This is a genomic window from Granulicella aggregans (assembly GCF_025685565.1).
GTDB lineage: Bacteria > Acidobacteriota > Terriglobia > Terriglobales > Acidobacteriaceae > Edaphobacter > Edaphobacter aggregans_B.
The window spans coordinates 115,005-133,748 of record NZ_JAGSYE010000005.1 but is presented as its reverse complement, the minus strand read 5'-3'; the positions used below and the strand labels follow the sequence as shown (position 1 = coordinate 133,748).

General features: G+C 62.0%; 13 protein-coding genes. 4 read left to right on the top strand and 9 right to left on the bottom strand.

Annotation, left to right across the window (positions count from 1 at the left end):
• Positions 1-65 precede the first annotated feature (65 nt).
• From mrdA to OHL18_RS21135, 3 genes are all read right to left on the bottom strand, one after another.
• Positions 66-2,018 carry a penicillin-binding protein 2 gene (mrdA, locus tag OHL18_RS21145; RefSeq protein ID WP_263376869.1) on the bottom strand — a complete coding sequence of 651 codons (1,953 nt, stop codon included), beginning with the start codon at positions 2,016-2,018 and terminating at the stop codon, positions 66-68.
• A gap of 323 nt (positions 2,019-2,341) precedes the next feature.
• The gene (gene mreD, locus OHL18_RS21140; RefSeq protein ID WP_263376868.1) at positions 2,342-2,866 is read right to left on the bottom strand and encodes a rod shape-determining protein MreD; all 525 of its coding nucleotides are present in this window, start codon (positions 2,864-2,866) and stop codon (positions 2,342-2,344) included.
• Between the two features lie 8 nt (positions 2,867-2,874).
• Positions 2,875-4,110, bottom strand: coding sequence for a rod shape-determining protein MreC (locus OHL18_RS21135; protein ID WP_263376867.1), 1,236 nt, complete (start codon positions 4,108-4,110; stop codon positions 2,875-2,877).
• Between the two features lie 198 nt (positions 4,111-4,308).
• Between OHL18_RS21135 and OHL18_RS21130 the strand changes: the two genes are divergently transcribed.
• Positions 4,309-4,932, top strand: a complete 624-nt coding sequence (locus OHL18_RS21130; RefSeq protein WP_263376866.1) for a cytochrome P460 family protein — start codon at positions 4,309-4,311, stop codon at positions 4,930-4,932.
• A gap of 268 nt (positions 4,933-5,200) precedes the next feature.
• Here OHL18_RS21130 and OHL18_RS21125 read toward each other — a convergent pair whose 3' ends face one another.
• The 3 genes from OHL18_RS21125 to OHL18_RS21115 all read right to left on the bottom strand — a co-directional run bounded on the left by OHL18_RS21125 (position 5,201) and on the right by OHL18_RS21115 (position 8,731).
• Positions 5,201-6,346: an alpha/beta hydrolase-fold protein gene (locus OHL18_RS21125; RefSeq protein WP_263376865.1), complete on the bottom strand. Its 1,146-nt coding sequence runs from the start codon at positions 6,344-6,346 to the stop codon at positions 5,201-5,203.
• Positions 6,347-6,417: 71 nt separating this feature from the next.
• Entirely contained in the window at positions 6,418-7,482 is a 1,065-nt protein-coding gene (locus OHL18_RS21120) for a rod shape-determining protein (protein ID WP_317890518.1), read from the bottom strand.
• Positions 7,483-7,564: 82 nt separating this feature from the next.
• The gene (locus OHL18_RS21115; RefSeq protein WP_263376864.1) at positions 7,565-8,731 is read right to left on the bottom strand and encodes an acyltransferase family protein; all 1,167 of its coding nucleotides are present in this window, start codon (positions 8,729-8,731) and stop codon (positions 7,565-7,567) included.
• A 99-nt stretch (positions 8,732-8,830) separates the two neighbouring features.
• On the opposite strand from OHL18_RS21115, the gene ald reads away from it, so the two are divergent.
• From ald to OHL18_RS21100, 3 genes are read left to right on the top strand one after another with little or no spacing between them, the layout of a single operon-like run.
• Entirely contained in the window at positions 8,831-9,952 is a 1,122-nt protein-coding gene (gene ald, locus OHL18_RS21110; protein WP_263376863.1) for an alanine dehydrogenase, read from the top strand.
• Between the two features lie 52 nt (positions 9,953-10,004).
• A complete protein-coding gene (locus tag OHL18_RS21105; RefSeq protein ID WP_263376862.1) occupies positions 10,005-12,452 on the top strand; it encodes a sensor histidine kinase in 2,448 nt (815 codons plus the stop codon).
• A gap of 39 nt (positions 12,453-12,491) precedes the next feature.
• Complete coding sequence (locus OHL18_RS21100) at positions 12,492-13,880, top strand: sigma-54-dependent transcriptional regulator (protein ID WP_263376861.1); 1,389 nt, start codon at positions 12,492-12,494, stop codon at positions 13,878-13,880.
• 27 nt (positions 13,881-13,907) lie between these two features.
• Here OHL18_RS21100 and OHL18_RS21095 read toward each other — a convergent pair whose 3' ends face one another.
• The 3 genes from OHL18_RS21095 to era all read right to left on the bottom strand — a co-directional run bounded on the left by OHL18_RS21095 (position 13,908) and on the right by era (position 18,730).
• Positions 13,908-16,370: an Ig-like domain-containing protein gene (locus OHL18_RS21095; RefSeq protein WP_263376860.1), complete on the bottom strand. Its 2,463-nt coding sequence runs from the start codon at positions 16,368-16,370 to the stop codon at positions 13,908-13,910.
• A gap of 24 nt (positions 16,371-16,394) precedes the next feature.
• Positions 16,395-17,324, bottom strand: coding sequence for an intradiol ring-cleavage dioxygenase (locus tag OHL18_RS21090; RefSeq protein ID WP_263376859.1), 930 nt, complete (start codon positions 17,322-17,324; stop codon positions 16,395-16,397).
• A gap of 308 nt (positions 17,325-17,632) precedes the next feature.
• Positions 17,633-18,730: a GTPase Era gene (era, locus tag OHL18_RS21085; RefSeq protein WP_263376858.1), complete on the bottom strand. Its 1,098-nt coding sequence runs from the start codon at positions 18,728-18,730 to the stop codon at positions 17,633-17,635.
• Positions 18,731-18,744: the final 14 nt, after the last annotated feature.

Here is an 18,744-nt window from a genome sequence, read left to right as displayed (position 1 = left end):
GGGGTCTCTCCACTCCCGTTCGACAGCTCAGGGGCCGGTCGAGATGACGGTTTTTTAGGTCCGAACTATTCGGCTGCTGGTGAGGACGGCTTGATCGCTGCTGGCTGCGGATCGGTCGCGGTAGTGGCTGGCGCGGGCGCAGCAGGCTTCGGCACCTCGGCGATGTACAGGTTGTTCTCCTGCTTACGCTTCTTGAGCACGAAGGCGTTGACGACCTGGGCTGCCAGAGGCGCGGAGGCCGCGCCGCCAAAGCCGCCGTGCTCGACCAGCACGGCGACGACGATGTCCGGGTTCCGGCGTGGGGCCATGCCAACAAACCAGGCGTTGGCGCGGTTCGCTCCGCTGCCCATGCCCTTCGCACCGAAGTTCTGGCTGACGAGCTGCGCGGTGCCGGTCTTGCCGGCGAAGTCGATGTTCGCCATATGCACCGCAGCAGCAGTACCAGTGATGGTGGTCTGCGCCATGGCGTCGGTGATGAGCTGCCAGTTCGATGTCGAGAGCTGGACCGTCTTCTCACCGGAGCCAGGGAAGTTCTCCGAGATGGCCTGCCGCAGCTCGGCGGGGACCTCATCCGGGAAGACGACATGAGGCCGCCGCAGTACCCCACCGGAGGCGACGCCGCTAAGCGCGCGGGCGAGCTGGATAGGCGTGACGGTGACCGCGCCCTGACCGATGCCAACCGAGATGGTCTCCCCAACGTACCAGGGCTGGTGCTGCGTCTTCAGCTTCCAGGCGGTCGAGGGCATCGTGCCGCTCGCCTCGTTGGGCAGGTCGATGCCGGTCTTCTGGGAGATACCGAGTTCGGTGGCGTACTTGGCAATGGTATCGATGCCGAGACGGTTAGCGAGCGTGTAGTAAAAGGTGTCGCAGGAGAGCGGGATGGCGTTGTGGATGTCGACGCCGCCATGGCGCGCATCGCAGGCGTAGAAGTGGCCGTAGAAGGTCGCTCCGCCGGCGCAGTTGACGCGCATGTCCTGGGCGACGTTCTCCTCAAGGCCGGCAACCGACATGATGATCTTGAAGGTCGAGCCGGGGGCGAGCTGGGCCTGGATGGCCTTGTTTAGCAGCGGGTGGTCGGGGTCGTTGATGATCTGCGTCCAGTAGGACTTGGTGAGGCGGACGGCGAAGGCGTTGGGGTCGAAGGTCGGCCGCGAGACCAGAGCGAGGATCTCGCCCGTATGGGGGTCCATGGCGACGATGGCGCCATTTCTGCCCTGCAAGGCGCGTTCGGCGGCCATCTGGATATCGAGATCAATGGTGAGCTTGATGTCCTGGCCAGGCACGGCAAGCTGCTGGCCGAGCTGGCCAACCTCTTTGCCGTGGCTGTTGACGATGATGTTGCGGTAGCCGTCGGTGCCGCGGAGGACGGCGTCGTAAGTCTGTTCGACACCAGAGCGGCCGACGACGTCGCCGGCGGAGTAGGCGGCGTATCGCTCGTCGTCGAGCATCTGCTCGGAGACCTCGCCGACGTAGCCGATGAGGTGGGCAGCGAAGCCGTCGCTGGGGTAGAGCCGGCGTTGTTCGTCCTGGGTTTCGAGCTCAGGGAGTTCATCGCGGTGGGCGGCGATGAAGGCCTGCTCGTCGGGGGTGATGTCCTTCTTGAGCGGGATGGGCTCGTACTTGGGGGCAAGCTGATAGTGGCGCAGGATGCTCTGGACCTGGTCGACCGTCAGATTGAGGCCGCGGGCGATCAGCGCAAGCTCGGGGCTGTCTTTGCCCGCGTCGCGGATCTGTTCGCGGAGGATGTAACACGTGACCGATGGGTAGTTGTCGACGAGGATGCGGCCTTCGCGGTCGAAGATCTTGCCGCGAGGAGCGAGCACGGGGACCTTGCGGATGCGGTTGGCTTCGGCGAGGACGCGGTAGTTGCTTGCGCCGATGACCTGAAGACGCCACAGACCACCGAGGAGCACGACAAGGATCAGCGCGATGATGTACTGCGCGGCGTGGAGCTTGCCGGGCGCGAGCTTCTCTTCGTTGCCTGCGCGAACGACTTCGGCTTGGGGGGTGTTCTCCATAGATTGTTCTTCTTCAGTTTAGACGGGCTTCTAATGGAAGTGGGGTTTGTCGATCAACCTTGCACACAAACGGTCATCCTGAGCGGAGTCCGGCGCTCTTGCCGGACGGAGTCGAAGGACCCCGAGAGTGCTTACGTTGCGTGGGCCGATCGGAGCTCTCCGCCTCGGAACGCGGCGGGCCGCAGTGGCGGAAAGATTCGGGCGATATGGGTGATGTCAGCGCCCTCGGGGTCCTTCGACTACGCAGTTCGCGATAAAGCGGCGAACTGCTCCGCTCAGGATGACGGATCTGTGGGGGAGCGACAAAGGCGCAGGTGCGACGCCTATTCATCGGATCTTGTGCGGTCGAGCAGGAAGAAGATGGGTATAGCAACCAGGGTGTTCACCACTGCGCGGATGAGCTCGTGCAGCCAGAGGACGGGTACGCCAAGATGGCCGAGGAGATGATTCTGAATGAGATAGAGCAGGCCGCTCTGCGCGAGGCAGAAGGCGAAGCACATCAGGGCGCGGGTGGAGAGGTTGTCGACGTCGACCTTGAAGCCGATGCTGGCAGCGGTGTATCCGATGATGGACTTGGTGATGCCGTTGATGCCGATGTACTGGTTGGTGAGCGCGTCCTGGAGCAGACCGATGACCATTCCGGTGAAGGTTCCGGCGATAGGGTTGCGGCGGCTGACGGCGAAGAAGATGGTCGCGATCAAGGGGAGATCGAGGATCGCGAGCTTCGGGAACGGCTTCGGCAGCAGCGCCTGAAGGATGATGAAGGCGACGGGCACAAGCAGAGCGACGGCTGGGTGAAAGGTGTGCTCGTCGAGCTCGCGGCGGGAGGTGTAACTGCGGGTGGCCATGGTCGCGCCTAGCGCTGTGGCTCCTTGGGTGTTGGGGCCGGCGTGACCGGCTTCTTGCGTGGGGCAGGAGGTGGCGTGGTCGCTGCGGAATCGCCGGAGGTCTCAGCCGGTGCGGTCGAAACGACCGCCGGGTCCGAACTTTTGCCACCGGGCGTCAGGGTTGAGGCGGGTGGCGTCTGTCCTGGGGAGTAACGGTCCGGATGGAGGACAGGGATCGCTTTGGGGACGATGGCGATGGGCTTCGGCGGGTCGCCGGGCTTGGCTGCGCCTGGGGCGGTTGGATCGGTGGCGGGAGTGCCGTCGGCGTTGGGCGGAGGTGTAAGGCTCGGCAGGCGCTCGGCGGCGAGATCGGCGGCGCGCTTGGCGTCGGCCTTGATCTGCTCGCCAGAAGCTTCGCCCTGGGCAAGATCCTGTTGCGCCTGCGCGGTCAGGTCAGCCTGTGTTGCGGTGATGATGAGCACTTCCTCTAGTTGCGAGAGGTTCACCGCTGGCTTGACGTTGATGAGGGTGTAGATCTGGCGGTCTTTGTCGGGGGCTACAGCATCGATGGTGCCGACCTTGAGGCCTCGGGGGAAGACCTGGTCGCCGCCCGAGGTGAGGACGATCTCGCCGGGCTTGATACGGCTGTCGGCGGTCAGATTGCCGATCTGGACCTTCCCGTCGGGGCCGCCGTGGATGATGGCCCGGATGCGGGTGCTGGCAAGGATGACGCCTGCGCCAGAGGATGGGTCGTCGATTTCAAGAACCTGCGCGGTGTGGGGGAAGACGTCGCGCAGCTTGCCGACGATTCCGTCGGGAGTAATGACGGCCATGTCAGGCTTGAGGCCGTAGTCGGCACCTTTGTCGATGAGCAGGACACGGGAGGAGTCGACGCCGCTGGTGCCGATGACCTGCGCGGCGACGGTCGAGGTGACGTACTGGCGGCGGAAGTCGAGCAGCGCCTGCAGGCGGCGGCCCTGGATGGCGTCTTCGGCGAACTGGGCCTGTTCGAGGCGAAGACGGGCGACCTCCTTTTCGAGGTCCGCGTTCTGCTGGCGGGTATGGCGGAGGTCGATGTAGTCGGCCCAGCTTCCGCGGGCGCTGCGGCCTATGAAGCTGGTTGCGCGCTCGAAGGGTGCCACGGCGGCAACGGCCCAGGAGCGAAGAAGCGTGACTTTGCGGCCGTCCGGCTGGCTGGGGCCTCGAAGATCGCGCACCTGCACCGCCAGCAGGATCGTCTGCAACAGCAAGACCGTTACCAGCACCAGTGCATTTCTGAATCGGACAAAGAAAGATTCCATCAGCTAGAAACGACCACCCTTTTCTATTATCCAGCAGATTCGCGGGTTTTCTCGCTGTGCGAGAGTGGCAAGGTTGGGACTTTTCTGGATAAGTGGGGAACTCATCGCACTCCGAGGGCGTACTCTTTCCTGAAATCACTCAACAACGAAGAAGGTAGACCCGTGCTGATCCGACCGTTGCTCTCTCTTGCTGTGGCATCGACGATGCTGCTTGGTGTTCTTTCTCCGCAAGCTGTCGCTCCTGTTGCAGCTTCGGACGGCCCGGTGATCGCCGCGAACAAGGAGCTTCAGTTCCCGGCCCAGTATCGCGAGTGGGTCTATCTGGGCTCCGGCGTGGATATGAGCTACAACCCCAAGGAAGAGGCGTCGGACCACTCGATGTTCAATACCGTCTTCGTGAATCCGTCGAGCTACCGGGCGTTTCTGAAGACCGGGACGTGGCCCGACGGGACGGCGCTGGTGCTGGAGAACAGCGGAGCGGTGCATGGCGGGGAGAAGCAGGCTTCCCTGAACAAACATGGGCTGACGCAGACGGGCGAGATCATGGGACTGGAGGTCCATGTGAAGGACGCTTCCCTGCCTGGGGGCTGGGGATTTTATTCGTTCGACAATATGAAATCGGCGAGGATTATTCCGCAGGCTGCCCCTTGCTATTCCTGCCATCAGCAGCATGCGGCTGTGGATACGACGTTCGTGCAGTTCTACCCAACGCTGCTCGCGGTGGCGAAGGACAAAGGGACGTTGAGTAAGGCTTATGTGAGCGAGATGGGTTCCTCGACCAAGTAAAGCTTGAATCCTCACAATTCCGTCATCCTGAGCGAAGTCCGGTGCGTTCTTTGCGCCGGACGAAGTCGAAGGACCCCGAGGGTGCTGGTCGTGCCTCTGGCGATCGGAGCTTTCCACCTATAGTTCGAGACGAGCGATCTCGGCAGAAAGATCCGAGCAGTATGGGGAACATAAGCGGCCTCGGGGTCCTTCGACTCCGCAGTTCGCGGTGAAGCCGCGAACTGCTTCGCTCAGGATGACGGGTTAGTAAGTGGACGATGCAGGATAACTACTTCGTTTGGAAGAGCAGAGGCGCGAAGTTGGTGAGGTTGTCGCGCCAAACGGGCCAGGTGTGCAGGCCGGGCGTCTCGATTGCGGTCACTGCAAGGTTATCGCTCTTCAGGAAGGCGACGAGTTTGCGATTGGGCTCGATGAGGCCGTCGCCGGTTCCGCAGGAGACCCAGAGGAGCTTCAGGTTGGCATCCTTCGGAGTTAAGAGCGGGAGGCTTTTGATAAAGGCAGGACGATGGACAGCAGAGGAGAATCCGCCGATGTAGGCGAACTTGTCCGTGTTGTGCAGGCCGATGGAGAGCGCTTCTAGGCCGCCCATGGAGAGACCAGCAATCGCGCGGCCGTTGCGATCCTTTGAGATGCGGTATTCACTCTCGACGCGCGGCATAATCTCGGTCAGCAATACCTGGCTGTAGAGGCTGAGATTGTGCTCGATCGGCTCGTCGTGGCCCCAGACGCCCCAGTCGCTGACGAAGGCGGTATCACCGTAGCCGAGCGGCATCACGACGACCATAGGCTTCGCCTTACCCTGTGCGATCAGGTTGTCGAGGATGAAGTTTGCGCGGCCCTTGTCGGTCCAGCCGATGGCCATGTCACCCCAGCCGTGCAGCAGGTAGAGGACGGGATAGACCTGCTTGGCGGATGGGTTGTATCCGGGCGGAGTGTAGACGATGTAGTCGCTCTGGTTGCGCGAGAGGCCCTGGGCGATGTGGGTCGTGTAGATGTGGCGGTGGAGTTCGCCATGCGGGACATCGGTGGCGTCCCAGGGCAGCGGCCCGTCCCCGGGAACGTTGATGAAGTTGGTCAGCGGGAAGTAGGTGCTGCCGGTGACGGCGAGGGTGGTGGGGTCGCGGCGGGTCTGGCCGTCGGCGAGGAAGTGGTACTCGTAGATCTCAGGGACGAGCGGCTGAGTGGTGACACTCCAAAGGCCGTCGGCGTCCTTGGTCATGGGGATGGGCTCTTTGATGTTGTCGACGACGACCGAGACGGAGGCTGAGGTGGTGTCGATGTAGCGGAAGGTCACGCTGTGGTCGGGATTGACGGTCTGCGAGGTGTGGGGCGGGATTGGGGGTTGCGCTTGGACGGTAGCAATGGACGCGGCGAGGAGGGTCGCCAGGAGGGTGAGCTTGAAGGGAACTTGCATGGCGGAGAGTCTACCAGCGGAGAGGTGCCGCTGGCAGACTGCACGGAGATGCGCCATTCACATGATGGAAATTAGTCGATGGAGATCTTGCGGAGGAGCTTGAAGTCTGAGAGCATCTTGCCTGTTCCGAGCACCACCGAGGCAAGCGGGTCATCGGCAATCGAGACCGGGAGGCCCGTCTCTTCGCGGATGCGCTTGTCGAGGTTCTTGATGAGCGCTCCGCCGCCGGTGAGGACGATGCCACGGTCGGAGATGTCCGCCGAAAGTTCCGGCGGGGTGCGCTCCAGGGCGACGCGGATGGCGTTGATGATGGTCGCAATGCACTCACCGAGCGCTTCGCGGATCTCAGAGTCTTCGATGGTGATGGTCTTTGGAACGCCCTCGATGAGATTGCGGCCTTTGACTTCCATCGTGATCGGCTTGTCGAGCGGGTAGGCTGAACCGAGCTCGATCTTGATCTGTTCCGCGGTGCGCTCGCCGATGAGCAGGTTGTACTTGCGCTTCAGGTAGGTCATCACGGCTTCGTCCATCTGGTTGCCAGCCATCCGAACGGAGCGCGAGTAGACGATGCCAGCGAGCGAGATGACAGCGATGTCTGTTGTACCGCCGCCGATGTCGACGACCATGTTGCCACCGGGCTCGGTGATGGGGAGACCGGCGCCGATGGCGGCCACCATGGCCTGTTCGACCAGATGCACTTCGGAGGCCTTGGCGCGGTAGGCGGAGTCCATGACGGCGCGCTTTTCTACTTGGGTGATCTCAGAAGGGACGCCGATGACGATGCGCGGATGCACCATCATCTTGCGGTTATGGGCCTTTTGAATGAAGTAGTTGAGCATCTTTTCTGTGTGGCGGAAGTCGGCGATGACGCCGTCCTTCATGGGCTTGATGGCGACGATGTTGCCGGGGGTGCGGCCGAGCATGTCTTTGGCTTCCCTGCCGACGGCCTCGACCTCGTTGGTGATCTTGTTGACCGCGATGATAGACGGCTCATTCACAATGATTCCCTTGTTATGGGCGAAGACGAGCGTATTGGCGGTTCCCAGGTCGATGGCCAGGTCGCTTGAAAAAAGGCTGAAGAGGGAGCGCATGTTGTGGATGCGCGAGTACCGCATTTGGTAACCGTTCGATGGCATTGGGCGTGAGTCGTTTCCTGTTTCGGATCTTCTTCCATTGTAAGCCCTCAGACGGGGCGAGGCCTGCAGGTGCCGGAGAGTGCTAGTGGCGTAGGCGGCTCTCAATCCAGCGGCGGACGCGGTCGGTGTGGAACTCCGTCACCGAGGCGACGAACCAGGCATAGGCCAGGGTGACGGCGGCGATGCCCAACCCCTTGAGGATATGGACCGAGTCTGGGGTCCAGCGCTGGTCGCCCAGGATGATCGCGGTCAGGAATAGGGCAAAGGGGAAGTGCACGACATACAGGGTGTAGGAGAACTTCGCGATCGAGCGCGAGAACGAGGTGAAGATGCGTTTCGGGTGAGCTTGTCCGGTGGCCGAGAGGACGATCCATAGAAAGAGGAAGGTTGCAGCTCCGAAGAGGTAGTCGGAGAGCATGTCGGGGAGGCTATGGAGCTTGGCGAAGACGAATGGCAGCGGAGCGTACGCCACTGCGGCGAGGATGCGGATTCGGGAACTGAGTCTCGGTGGGGGCATGAGCGCGAGCGCGGTTCCTGCCAGCCAGATAGGGAAGAGCGGGAGAATGCCATGGCGCAGGACCGAGGCCATCGCGAGGAAGAGCGCACCGCACAGGAGACGCTGCGGCGTGGAGGTCTGCCTTCGCAAGGTGATTAGGCCGAGGGGAAAGAGTAGGTAGTACCAGAACTCGTTGGCGAGCGACCAGAGCGGGCCGTCCGAGCCGAAGACCGGGACGAGGAGGTTCTGAAGGAAGAAGAGATTGCCGAAGAAGACCTTCGGAGTCAGCCGGGCCGGGATGTTGCCGATGAAACCTTCGCGGAGATGTCCGTTGTGCAGAGCCGGAGCGAGATGGAAAGCCAGGCCAGCCGAGTCCCATAACAGGCACAGAAGTAATCCGGGCACGAGAACGACCCAGAGCCGGACGAGGCGGTGGGTGAGATATTCGATCCATGTCCACCGGTTACGGGAGAAGGAACGAAAGACGCTGCCGCTAATCAGATAGCCGCTGAGGACGAAGAAGATGACAACGGCCTGGTGTCCGGCGGATGTAAGAGCATAGGGCAGGGCAAGGATGAGACGATGCGCGGCGACGCTGGGATAATCGACGAAGACCAGGTTGCGCCAGTGTCCGAAGAGGACGATCAAGGCCGCAAGGCCGCGGATGAGATCGAACAGGACGGAGGCGCTCGTGTCCTTGAAAGAAATCTTGCCGGTCTGATCGATGGAGCTTGTACCGCTGGTTAAGCCCATGGGATTCGAGTGAGGATAGCATGGGGATGGGCTATCGCAGGCGGGGCGAAGAGTTTTGAAGTTGCCTCTATACAATCGGAAAAGTAGACGGAGGAAACCGTGATTATTGGCGTGCCGAAGGAAGTGAAAGACCACGAGACTCGCGTCGGGATAACCCCGGCGGGCGTGAAGGCGTTGACCGAGGCCGGTCACAAGGTTCTGGTGGAGCAGAATGCGGGCGCACTATCGGCCTTCGCGGACGATGACTTCCAGAATGCTGGCGCGGAGATCGTTGGCGGAGCGCCCGATGTGTGGGGGCTTGCCGACATGGTGGTCAAGGTCAAGGAGCCTGTCGAAAAGGAGTACCGGAACTTTCGCGATGGGCTGGTGCTGTTTACGTATCTGCACCTTGCTCCGCTGCGCGGACTGACCGACGCTCTTCTGGAGAAGAAGGTCACGGGCATCGCCTATGAGACGGTGCGCGACAAGGCGGGCACGCTGCCACTGCTGACGCCGATGAGCGAAGTCGCGGGCAGGATGAGCGTCCAAGTGGGTGCGGCGTATCTCGAGAAAGAGCACGGCGGACGCGGCGTTCTGCTCGGCGGAGTTCCAGGAGTAGCCCCGGGGAACGTGTGCATCATCGGCGGCGGCATCGTGGGCACGAATGCCGCGAAGATCGCGCTGGGCATGGGAGCGAAGGTCACGCTCGTCGATGTGAACCTGAACCGGCTGCGCGAGCTGGACGACATCTTTGGCGGGCGGCTCTACACGGTCTCGTCGAACAGCTACAACGTGGAGGCTGCGGTGCGCGAGGCTGACCTCGTGATCGGCGGCGTACTGATTCCGGGCGCGGCGGCACCGAAGATCGTCACCAAGGCGATGGTCGAAAAGATGAAGAAGGGCGCGGTGATCGTGGACGTAGCGATCGACCAGGGCGGCTGCATCGAGACCGCCCGTCCGACGACGCACAGCGATCCTTCGTATGAGGTAAACGGCGTGGTCCACTACTGCGTGACCAACATGCCAGCTGCGGTTCCCTACACCTCCACGCTGGCGCTGACCAACGCCACCTTCCGCTATGTGATGAAGCTGGCGAACCTTGGTGCCAGGGCCGCGATTCATCAAGACTCCGGAATCGCCGAGGGTGTGAACACTTACCATGGCGTGCTGACCTACGAGGCTGTGGCCAAGGCGCAGGACCGGGAGTGGAAGCCGGTGGCTGGAGTGGATGTCTGGGATTAGACTGGACAAATGAATCAGCGATAGGGCTGATTCCCCGGGGTGAAGACCAGCGATGGCGACAGGCAATGTCCGGCGCAAGGCCGTCAGTATTGTGCTGGGCAGCGTCCTCCTGCTGCTGATTGCGATACTGGCGACGCTGAACAACAATCTCAAGTTCCTGAACCCGTCGACGACCGAGGAGATATTTGTCTTCACCGGTCTGTCGGCGGTAGTGTTTTTGGTCTTCGTATTTGTCCTGCTGCTGCTGGGGCGCAATGTTCTGAAGCTCTACGCGGACCAGCGCAGCCGGGTGATGGGGAGCCGGCTGCGGACAAGAATGCTGTGGGGAGCCGTGTTGGTAAGCCTGCTGCCGATGGCGTTTATGTCGTTGTTCAACTTTGTGCTGATGAATCGCGCCGTCGACCACTGGTTTTCAAAGCCGGTGACGGAGATGCGCGACGACAGCAACCAGATGGCACTGGAGCTTTCGCGCTATACGGCGGCGAACGCGCGGGCGGAGGCGGACTCGATTGCGGCGTCGATTGGGGCCCCGCCATCTGGCGCCACGAGAGGTCGGTCGCTGCAAGGCGCGGAGATTCGGCCCCTGCTAAGCCAGCACGAGATCACGCTGCAGGGCGGGTTCGCGATCGTCTACCGTGATGGCCGGGCGCTGGCTTCGTTCCATGTTCCGGCAGAGAAGGGCGAAGCGACTCAGGCGGCCGTGAAGCCATGGCCTTCCGGGCCAATCGACGACGACGAACAAGCTCATCCCGCGAGTGGCGCAGAACGCACTGCCGGTGATGCGACGCCTAAGCCTGCGACACCAACGGCGACTGAGGCAACGATTCTTGCGGCAGCTCAGCGGACGGATCTTCCGCTCTTCAGCATGGGGAGTACGGACTACGCTCTCGGCCTGGCGGGCATGAAGGAGGGTGGCCTGATTGTAGTGGGTCTGCCGATGCCCTACGGCCTGGCGGCGACGGTGTCGCGGCTGCGCGCGGATGCCGACAGCTACTGGACACTCTTCCGTGCGCGGCGGCAGATTCGCGCCGTGTACATGCAGTTGCTGCTGATGATTACGAGCCTCGCGCTCTTTGCGTCGAGCTGGCTGGCGCTGCATCTCTCGAAGCAGGTGACCCGGCCTGTCGAGGCCTTGGCTGATGCGATGGACCAGATTGCCGCCGGTGACTACGCCCATCGGGTGCAGGAGAGCGCGACGGAAGAGCTTGGCGACCTGGTGCATAGCTTCAACCGGATGGTGGGGGATCTCGAGAGCAGCCGGGCGCAGGTGCAGGAGTCGACGATCCAGATCAGCGCGGCGAACGCGGCGCTGGAGGCTCGACGGAGCGAGCTCGAGACGATGCTGGAGACGATTCCAAACGGCGTGGCGACGCTCGATGCGGAACGAAGGATTGTGCTGGCGAACCGGGCGCTGAGCGAACTGGTCGACCCCGGCGGCCAGCGGCCGTTTCTCGGTTTGCCGATCGAGGAGGTCTTCCCTGCCGAGGTGCTGGAGGTACTGGACCGGCTGCTGCGAAGGAGCCATCGGATGGGCTCGGCTTCGAGCGAACTGGAGATGACGGCCGCCAACCACGACCGCAGCAATGGCAAGCTGAACCTGCTGGCGACGGTGGCGCTGCTGGAGGATGTAAGCGGCGGAGAGCGCTCGGTTCGCGGCTATGTCGTTGTGCTGGAAGATGCGACGGAGCTGCTTAACGCGCAGAAACAATCGGCATGGAAAGAAGTGGCAAGGCGGGTGGCGCACGAGATCAAGAATCCTCTGACGCCGATCTCTCTTTCGGCCGAGCAGATTCATCGGCACATTGGGCGGCTAGGCGAGACGCTTGCCGGGCATCAGATTGTTTCGCCGTCAACGGATGTCATCAAGCGGTGCAGTGAGGTGATTACCTCATCGGTAGAGAGCATGCGTTCGCTGGTCGACCAGTTCGCGGCACTCGCAGAGTTTCCTACCGCACGGCCTCGGCCTGCGGACCTGAACACCATCGTCGAGAATGCCCTGGCGATGTTTGCAGGAAGGATGCAGAACATCCGGCTGACACAGCGCATGGGCAAGAATCTGCCGCTTGTGATGGCCGATCCGGAGGCTCTGAAGCGAGCGCTGGGCAACCTCATCGACAATGCGGCGGAGGCGATGCAGGCGAGCCTGCTGCGCGAGATGCGGGTGACCACCACTCTGCTGGAGAGCGGCATGGTCGAGCTGACGATTGCCGATACAGGCAGCGGACTGACCGACGAGATGCGGGAGCGGCTGTTTCTACCGTACTTCTCGACCAAGCAGCGCGGTACAGGTCTTGGTCTCGCGATTGCGGCGAAGATCGTGCAGGAGCATCAAGGGAGCATTCGCGCGGAGAAGAACATCCCGGCGGGAGCCAAGTTCATCGTCGAGTTGCGACCGGCTACGGCGGGTGACGGCGATAGTTCTCAGTTCTCCGTGATCAGTTCCCAAGTTGATCCAGCTTTAGAAGATACGAAGCCCGTGCTTGAACTAAGCGGCGATTGAAGACCTACCACTTAGGATGAACCGGCCGGAGGGCAAATCTTGAACCATATATTGATCGTCGACGACGAGCTAGAGATTCGCGAGTCGCTCGAGAGCATTCTGCGCGAAGAAGAGTACCTGGTGACCACCGCGGCGACAGCGACGGAGGCGATGGCGCTGTTGCGCGACGCTGCGTACGACGTCGTGCTGCTGGATGTGTGGCTGCCCGACCGCGATGGGCTGGATGCGCTGGGGGAGATTCGTCAGTTGGAGCATCCGCCTGAAGTGGTCATCATCAGCGGGCATGGCACGATCGAGGCTGCTGTCAAGGCGACCAAGCTGGGAGCCTATGACTTTCTCGAGAAGCCGCTTTCACTCGAACGCACTCTTGTAGTCCTTAAGAATGCGACACAGGCGCGGAAGCTGCGCGAGGACAACGCAGAGTTCGCGCGACAGCTTGCCGTAAAAGGTACGGTGACCGGGCAGAGCGTGCCGATGAAGGCGCTGCGGCAGCAGATCAAACTGATGGCTCCGACAAATGGGCGGGTGCTGATCTTTGGCGAGAGCGGGACGGGCAAAGAGCTGATCGGGCGGGCGATGCATGCAGAGAGTCTGCGCAAAGACCGCGTCTTCGTGGAGTTGAACTGCGCGGCGATTCCCGAGGACTACATCGAGACGGAACTGTTCGGCTATCGCAATGGCGCGGGGCCAGGGGGCGGCGCTCCCGGGAATGGAAGACCTACAGAGAAGCGCGGGACGTTTGAGAGAGCCGATGGTGGGACGCTGTTTCTCGACGAGGTCGGCGACATGAGCCTCAAGACGCAGGCGAAGGTGCTGCGGGCGCTCGATGAACAGAGATTTCTGCCGGTTGGAGCTTCTCATCCCGTGCACGTCGATGTACGTGTGATTGCGGCGACGAACAAGGACCTGGAAGAGGAGATCGCGCGTGGGAACTTTCGCGAAGACCTGTTCTATCGGCTGAATGTCATCCCGTTTTATGTTCCTCCGCTGCGCGACCGCAAAGAAGACATTCCGCTGCTGGTGAAGGAGTTCCTGCTCGAGTTTGGGCAGCAGTATGGGCGGGCGCGGGTAGAGATGAGCGACGACGCTCTGGCGACATTGAAGCAGTATCACTGGCCCGGGAATGTTCGCGAGCTACGCAATCTGGTCGAACGGGTGTTGATCCTGAACCCGAAGATTCAGCGCATCGACCGTAAGCACCTGCCGGCGCTGGTGTATCGCGAGGCAGGAAAGACGGCGAACGGCAACGGACGCGGCGAGGAGTTTGCCACGCTGCTCGAAGCGCGCGAGGCGTATGAGCGGGACTACATCCTGAAGAAGCTGGATGAATGCCACGGCAATGTGAGCCGCGCGGCTGAAGGGCTGGGGCTGGAGCGGAGTCATCTCTACCGGAAGATGAAGGCGCTGGGCGTGACTGTGAAGGAGTAACTTCCTTCACAGCGTTGCGATGCAGATCTATTCCGTGACGATGAGGGTCACAGTAGCGGTGTGGGAGATATGTGTGGTGGTTCCCTTGCCGGTGACAGTGAAGGTGTAGGTTCCGGGCGGGGTGTGTCCCGGGTAGTGGGCGCTGCATCCGGTGAACATCCATGCCATCGAACCGATTACCAGACCGACGCAGAGTCCCGTAATCCGGGGCAACTTACGACGCCGGCGCATGATTGCGATCAGAGTTACTGGAAGCAGGAGGCCGTAAGCGATACCGCTGCACGACCGGGATTGCGGACCGCTTGCTGGGGCGTTGCTGGAGATGTAGTTCAGAAGCGCGTCGGTGTCTACGTGGACCGAGCTCGCCTGGGTGGCTCCGGCAACGAGGTTCTGGGTGTTACTGGGAAAGGTGCAGGTGGCATAGGCGGGTAGGTTGGCGCAGTTGAGCGCGACGGTGTCGGTGAAGTCGCCGATGGAGGCTACGGTCAGGTTGAGGTCTCTGTGGTGCTCTGTCTGGATGGTGATGGTGGGGTCGGTAGTAAGGGTGAAGTCGCGCGGGAGGATCGCCAGGGGATAGGTGATCGAAGTTGCAGGGAGGAAGTTGGGGGTGCCAAGATAGTTCGCGCTAAGCTGATGGTTGCCGACGGTGAAGGCATTGGTGGAGAAGGTCGCCTGTCCCCGGGCATCGAGATTCGCAGTGCCGATCAAAGTGCCGGAGTCGAAGAACGCGACGGTCCCGACGGGGATGGGAGGTGTGGCACTCGAGGCGAAGAGCGTTCCTACGGAGGCGGTCAGAGTTTCATTTCCGCCCTGATAGCCGGGGTTGGGCTGGGCGAAGAGCGCGACCGTAGTGGGGTTGGGATTGACGATCTCGGTGAGGGAAGGAGAGTTGGCTGCGGAGACGCCCGGCGCTCCGGCAAAGGCGGCCATCAGCGTATAGGTGCCGGATGGAAGCGCCGCAGTGAAGGTCGCAACACCTTGCGCGGAGGTCTGCGCGGTGCCTATTGCGCCGCCGTTTGCGAGGAAGGTGATGGTGCTTCCGGATGCCCCAGCCGGGAGGCCTGTAAGCTTCGCGGAGAGCGCTATCGGTTGAAGAGCGAAAGCGGGGTTCGGTGTGGCGGAGAACGAAAGCGTCGCTGCGGCAGCTCCGTTGATCACCTGAGTCAGTGCGGCGCTGCTTTGGTTGAAGGAAGCGTCGGGCGGGAAGTAGGTCGCCTTAATCTGGTGGCTGCCTATGGCCAGCGAGGTCGTTGCGAAGGTGGCAATCCCCTGGTTGAGCGGAACGACGCTCAGGTCCGTCGTTCCATCATCGAAGAGGACTTGTCCGGGCGCAGGCGTGGACGCGATATCCACGAACGAGGTGACGTTGGCGGTGAAGGTGACAGTCTGCCCTGCGTTGGCCGGGTTGAGAGAGGATGCGATGGTAGTCCTCGTATTGATGCCGTTAACGACTTGCGCGAGCGTCGCGCTGCTGGCGCTGAAGGTGGTGCCGGTGGGGCTGAAGGCGGCGGTGATCTGATGCGTTCCGGGCGTAAGTGCGCTGGTGGTGAAGTTAGCACCGTTGACGAGGGTCTGGGTGCCGAGGGTATAGCTGGCGAGGGTCGTGTTGCCGTCGGTGAAGGTGATAAGTCCGGTGGGGTTATTACCACCGCTGGAGGCAGTAACGGTGGCGGTAAAGGTGACGGACTGGCCAGGGTTGGAGGGGTTGAGAGAGGAGAGGAGGCTGGTCGTAGTCGGGATGCCGGTCTGCTGGATCACCTGAGTCAAAGTGGCACTGCTAGTGAGATAGTTGGCGCTGTCGGGGGTATAAGTCGCCAGAATGTGATGCATACCCGCAGCGAGGGTACTGGTGCTGTAGGTGGCGATGCCGCCGGCAAGAGTCTGAGTGCCGAGGCTTGTTCCTCCGTCGGTGAAAGTGACCGTGCCGGTGGGGACGCCGCTATCTGCGGTGAGGGTTGCGGTGAAGGTTACGGACTGTCCTGCATTCGCGGGATTGAGCGAAGAAGCGAGTGACATGGTGGAGGGATTCCCGCCCTGGACGACGACTTCGAGCTTGATCGAAGTGGCAGGGGTGAATGCGCCCTGTTCCAGGTACTTCGCTACGTATGTGTGGACTCCAGGTATATCGGTACCGATGAGATAGTTCTGAGCTCCCGAAGAGTCCAGCATTCCCGGAAGGAATTCGATTCCGTCCTGCAGCAGTGTCACCGGTCCAGAGGGGATTCCGTTGTTTGAGGTGAAGAGAGCTTTCGGGCGGAAGTCCTCATCAGACCCTACGAAATATAGGTCTGTCGTCATTGTGGCGAGCGTGGGAGTTGCATCGACGGTGCCGGGAAACTCATAGGCTCCCATGTCGACGATGGGATAGCCGACGTTGGTGGCGTCGGTCTGGCGCGCCAAGGTGTCGATGTCAAAGTCCGGGAATAGTTCGACAGCCGCATTATTGCCGGTGTCGATGGCGCAAGAGCCGTCGCGAAGAAGATGGGGCACCCGGATCGTGAGTAGCGGAGAGCTTCAGCCCATACTTCCGGGCGGCGGAGGGCCGCCTTCGCGCTGGGCCGGTGCTGGTGTCGCGGTTGGGTCGGCGGCTACTACGAGGTGAGCCTCCATGCCAGATTGCGGGTTTCCTGGTTCGAGGAACTTCAGGGTGGAGACGGAGGTTTCGCCGTGCTGGCCGTTGTAGACGCCGTCTTCGGCGATGGTTGTGCGATGGATCTTGTGGCTGGCGTAGGGCTCCTGCTTCATCAGGCCTACGGACACTTCTTCCGGGAAGAAGACCTGGCCAATGTGCGAGGTGTGGCCGACGAGATAGGTACGGTGGCCGTCGGCGAGGCCGGTGTGGCCACCTAGGCGGACCTTGAAGTGAATGTGGTTCGTGCGGCCTTGATAGTAGCCGGGGAAGACGGTCTGGAAGCTGACGCGGCCCTGCGCGTCGGTGAACTGGATGCCGCGGAGGAAGGTGAGCTTGTCGGTGGGCGGTGGGCCTTGCATGCCGCCCATTCCGCTAGGAGGAGGGCCGCCGGGGCCGTGATCGCCAGGATGAGGGCCGGGCTGGTCGGGATCAAAGCCAGGGGGAGGGCCGCCGGGGCCGCCAAAAGCACCGGGGCCACCGCCATCCAGGGGGTTGTTCTTCGTGTAGCCTGCGTAGAGTCCGAGGGCGTCGCAGTGCCAGACGTCGATGGCGGCGTGCGGCAGCGGCTTGCAGGTGCGGCTGTCCAGAACGATCAGATTCAGCGCGAGTGGGAAGCCCGCCTTGCTCTCGCGGATGTCCTGCCGGATCATCTCGTTGGCGACGTAGTAGGGGCCGACCTCCTGCTCGGCTTCAAGGGTGCAGACGTCAGGTGTGGAGGCGAAGCCCAGGGCGCGGGCGGCACGCTGCAATTGAAAAGTGGAAGCGAGGCCCACGGCTCCGCGGACGAAGAGGCGGCGAGATAGTTCGTTCAAAAAGGCACCCTCGGCCGGCTTTGCCGGTTGTGATGATTAGACGGGATCGGACGAAGGGAAGGTTACGGCGATGGAGGGGTCGCACAGGGTACGGTGGTGATGGGGAGCCGGGGCTGAAGCGCCGCTCATGTGGCGGGATGGGGACCGCGGGCTGAAGCCCGCTGCTACTCCATGGAACACCCGATTTGTGGCGGTCGAAACAGCAGATCCTCCGACTTCGTCGAAGGATGCCAAGTTCGAGAGCTGCGGTGAAGCCGGAACTCCCGGACGCAGATTCCCTTCGGCGATGACAACAAAAGTCAGGCTGGCTACTCTTCGGCGGCTTGTTTTGCGGCGATCTGTTCCAGTTGGCGGCGCCAGTCGAGGTCTTCTACGAAAGACTGCTTGCTGCGCCAGTCGTCCTGGACTTTGACGAAGAGTTCAAGGAAGACGCGGGTGCCGAGGAGGGATTCGATGTCCTTGCGGGCGGCGGTACCGATCTCTTTCAACATGCTTCCCTGCTTGCCGATCAGGATGGCTTTTTGCCCGGTGCGCTCGCAGAAGATGGCGGCGGCGATCTTGGTGACTGGCAGTTTCGCTCCGGCGGGGCGCTTCTTGATCTTGCCGGTTTCGGTCAGTTCGGGAACCGGCTCTTCGAACTTTTCGACGACTACGGCGGTGGCGTAGGGTACCTCTTCGCCTGTCAGCAGCAATATTTTTTCCCGGATCAGCTCGGCGACGAGGAAGCGCTCGGGCTGGTCGGTGAGCTGGTGCTTGGGGAAGTAGCGCTGGCCTTCGGGAAGCTGGGCGACGACCTTGTCGAGGAGGAGATCGAGGTTGATCTTCTTGCGGGCGGAGATGGGGATGACCTCCGCGAAGTCATAGAGAGCCGACCAGTGCGCGATGAGCGGCATCACTTCGCCGGGGGAGATGGCGTCGATCTTGTTGAGGAGTAGCAGGACCGGGCAGACCTTCGTTTCTTTGCTCAGGCGCTGGATCAGTGAGAGAGCGAAGTTGTCCTCGGCGGCGGACTCAGCCATGCGGTTCGCGGTGAAGGGCTTCGGCGTTCCCTGCCCTTCTTTCTTTTCAGGCTGGGGCAGGCGGTGAGTTACGTCGACGATGAAGAGAACGCAGTCGCGGGATTCGAGGGCGTCGTAGACCTCCTGCATCATGCGCTTGTCGAGATGGGTCTCGGGCTTGTGAATGCCGGGGGTATCGACGAGAACGATCTGGGCGGCGGGGTGGCCGGGCTCGCCTTTACCCTTCTTTTTGAGCGGAACTTCGAGCACGCCGTGGATGCGGGTGCGGGTGGTCTGCGGCTTGTGCGTGACGATGGCGAGCTTCTGGCCGAGCAGCGCGTTGAGCAGCGTGGACTTGCCGGCGTTGGGGCGGCCGATGATGGAGACGAAACCGGAGCGAAAAGGCATTCCTTTTATTATGC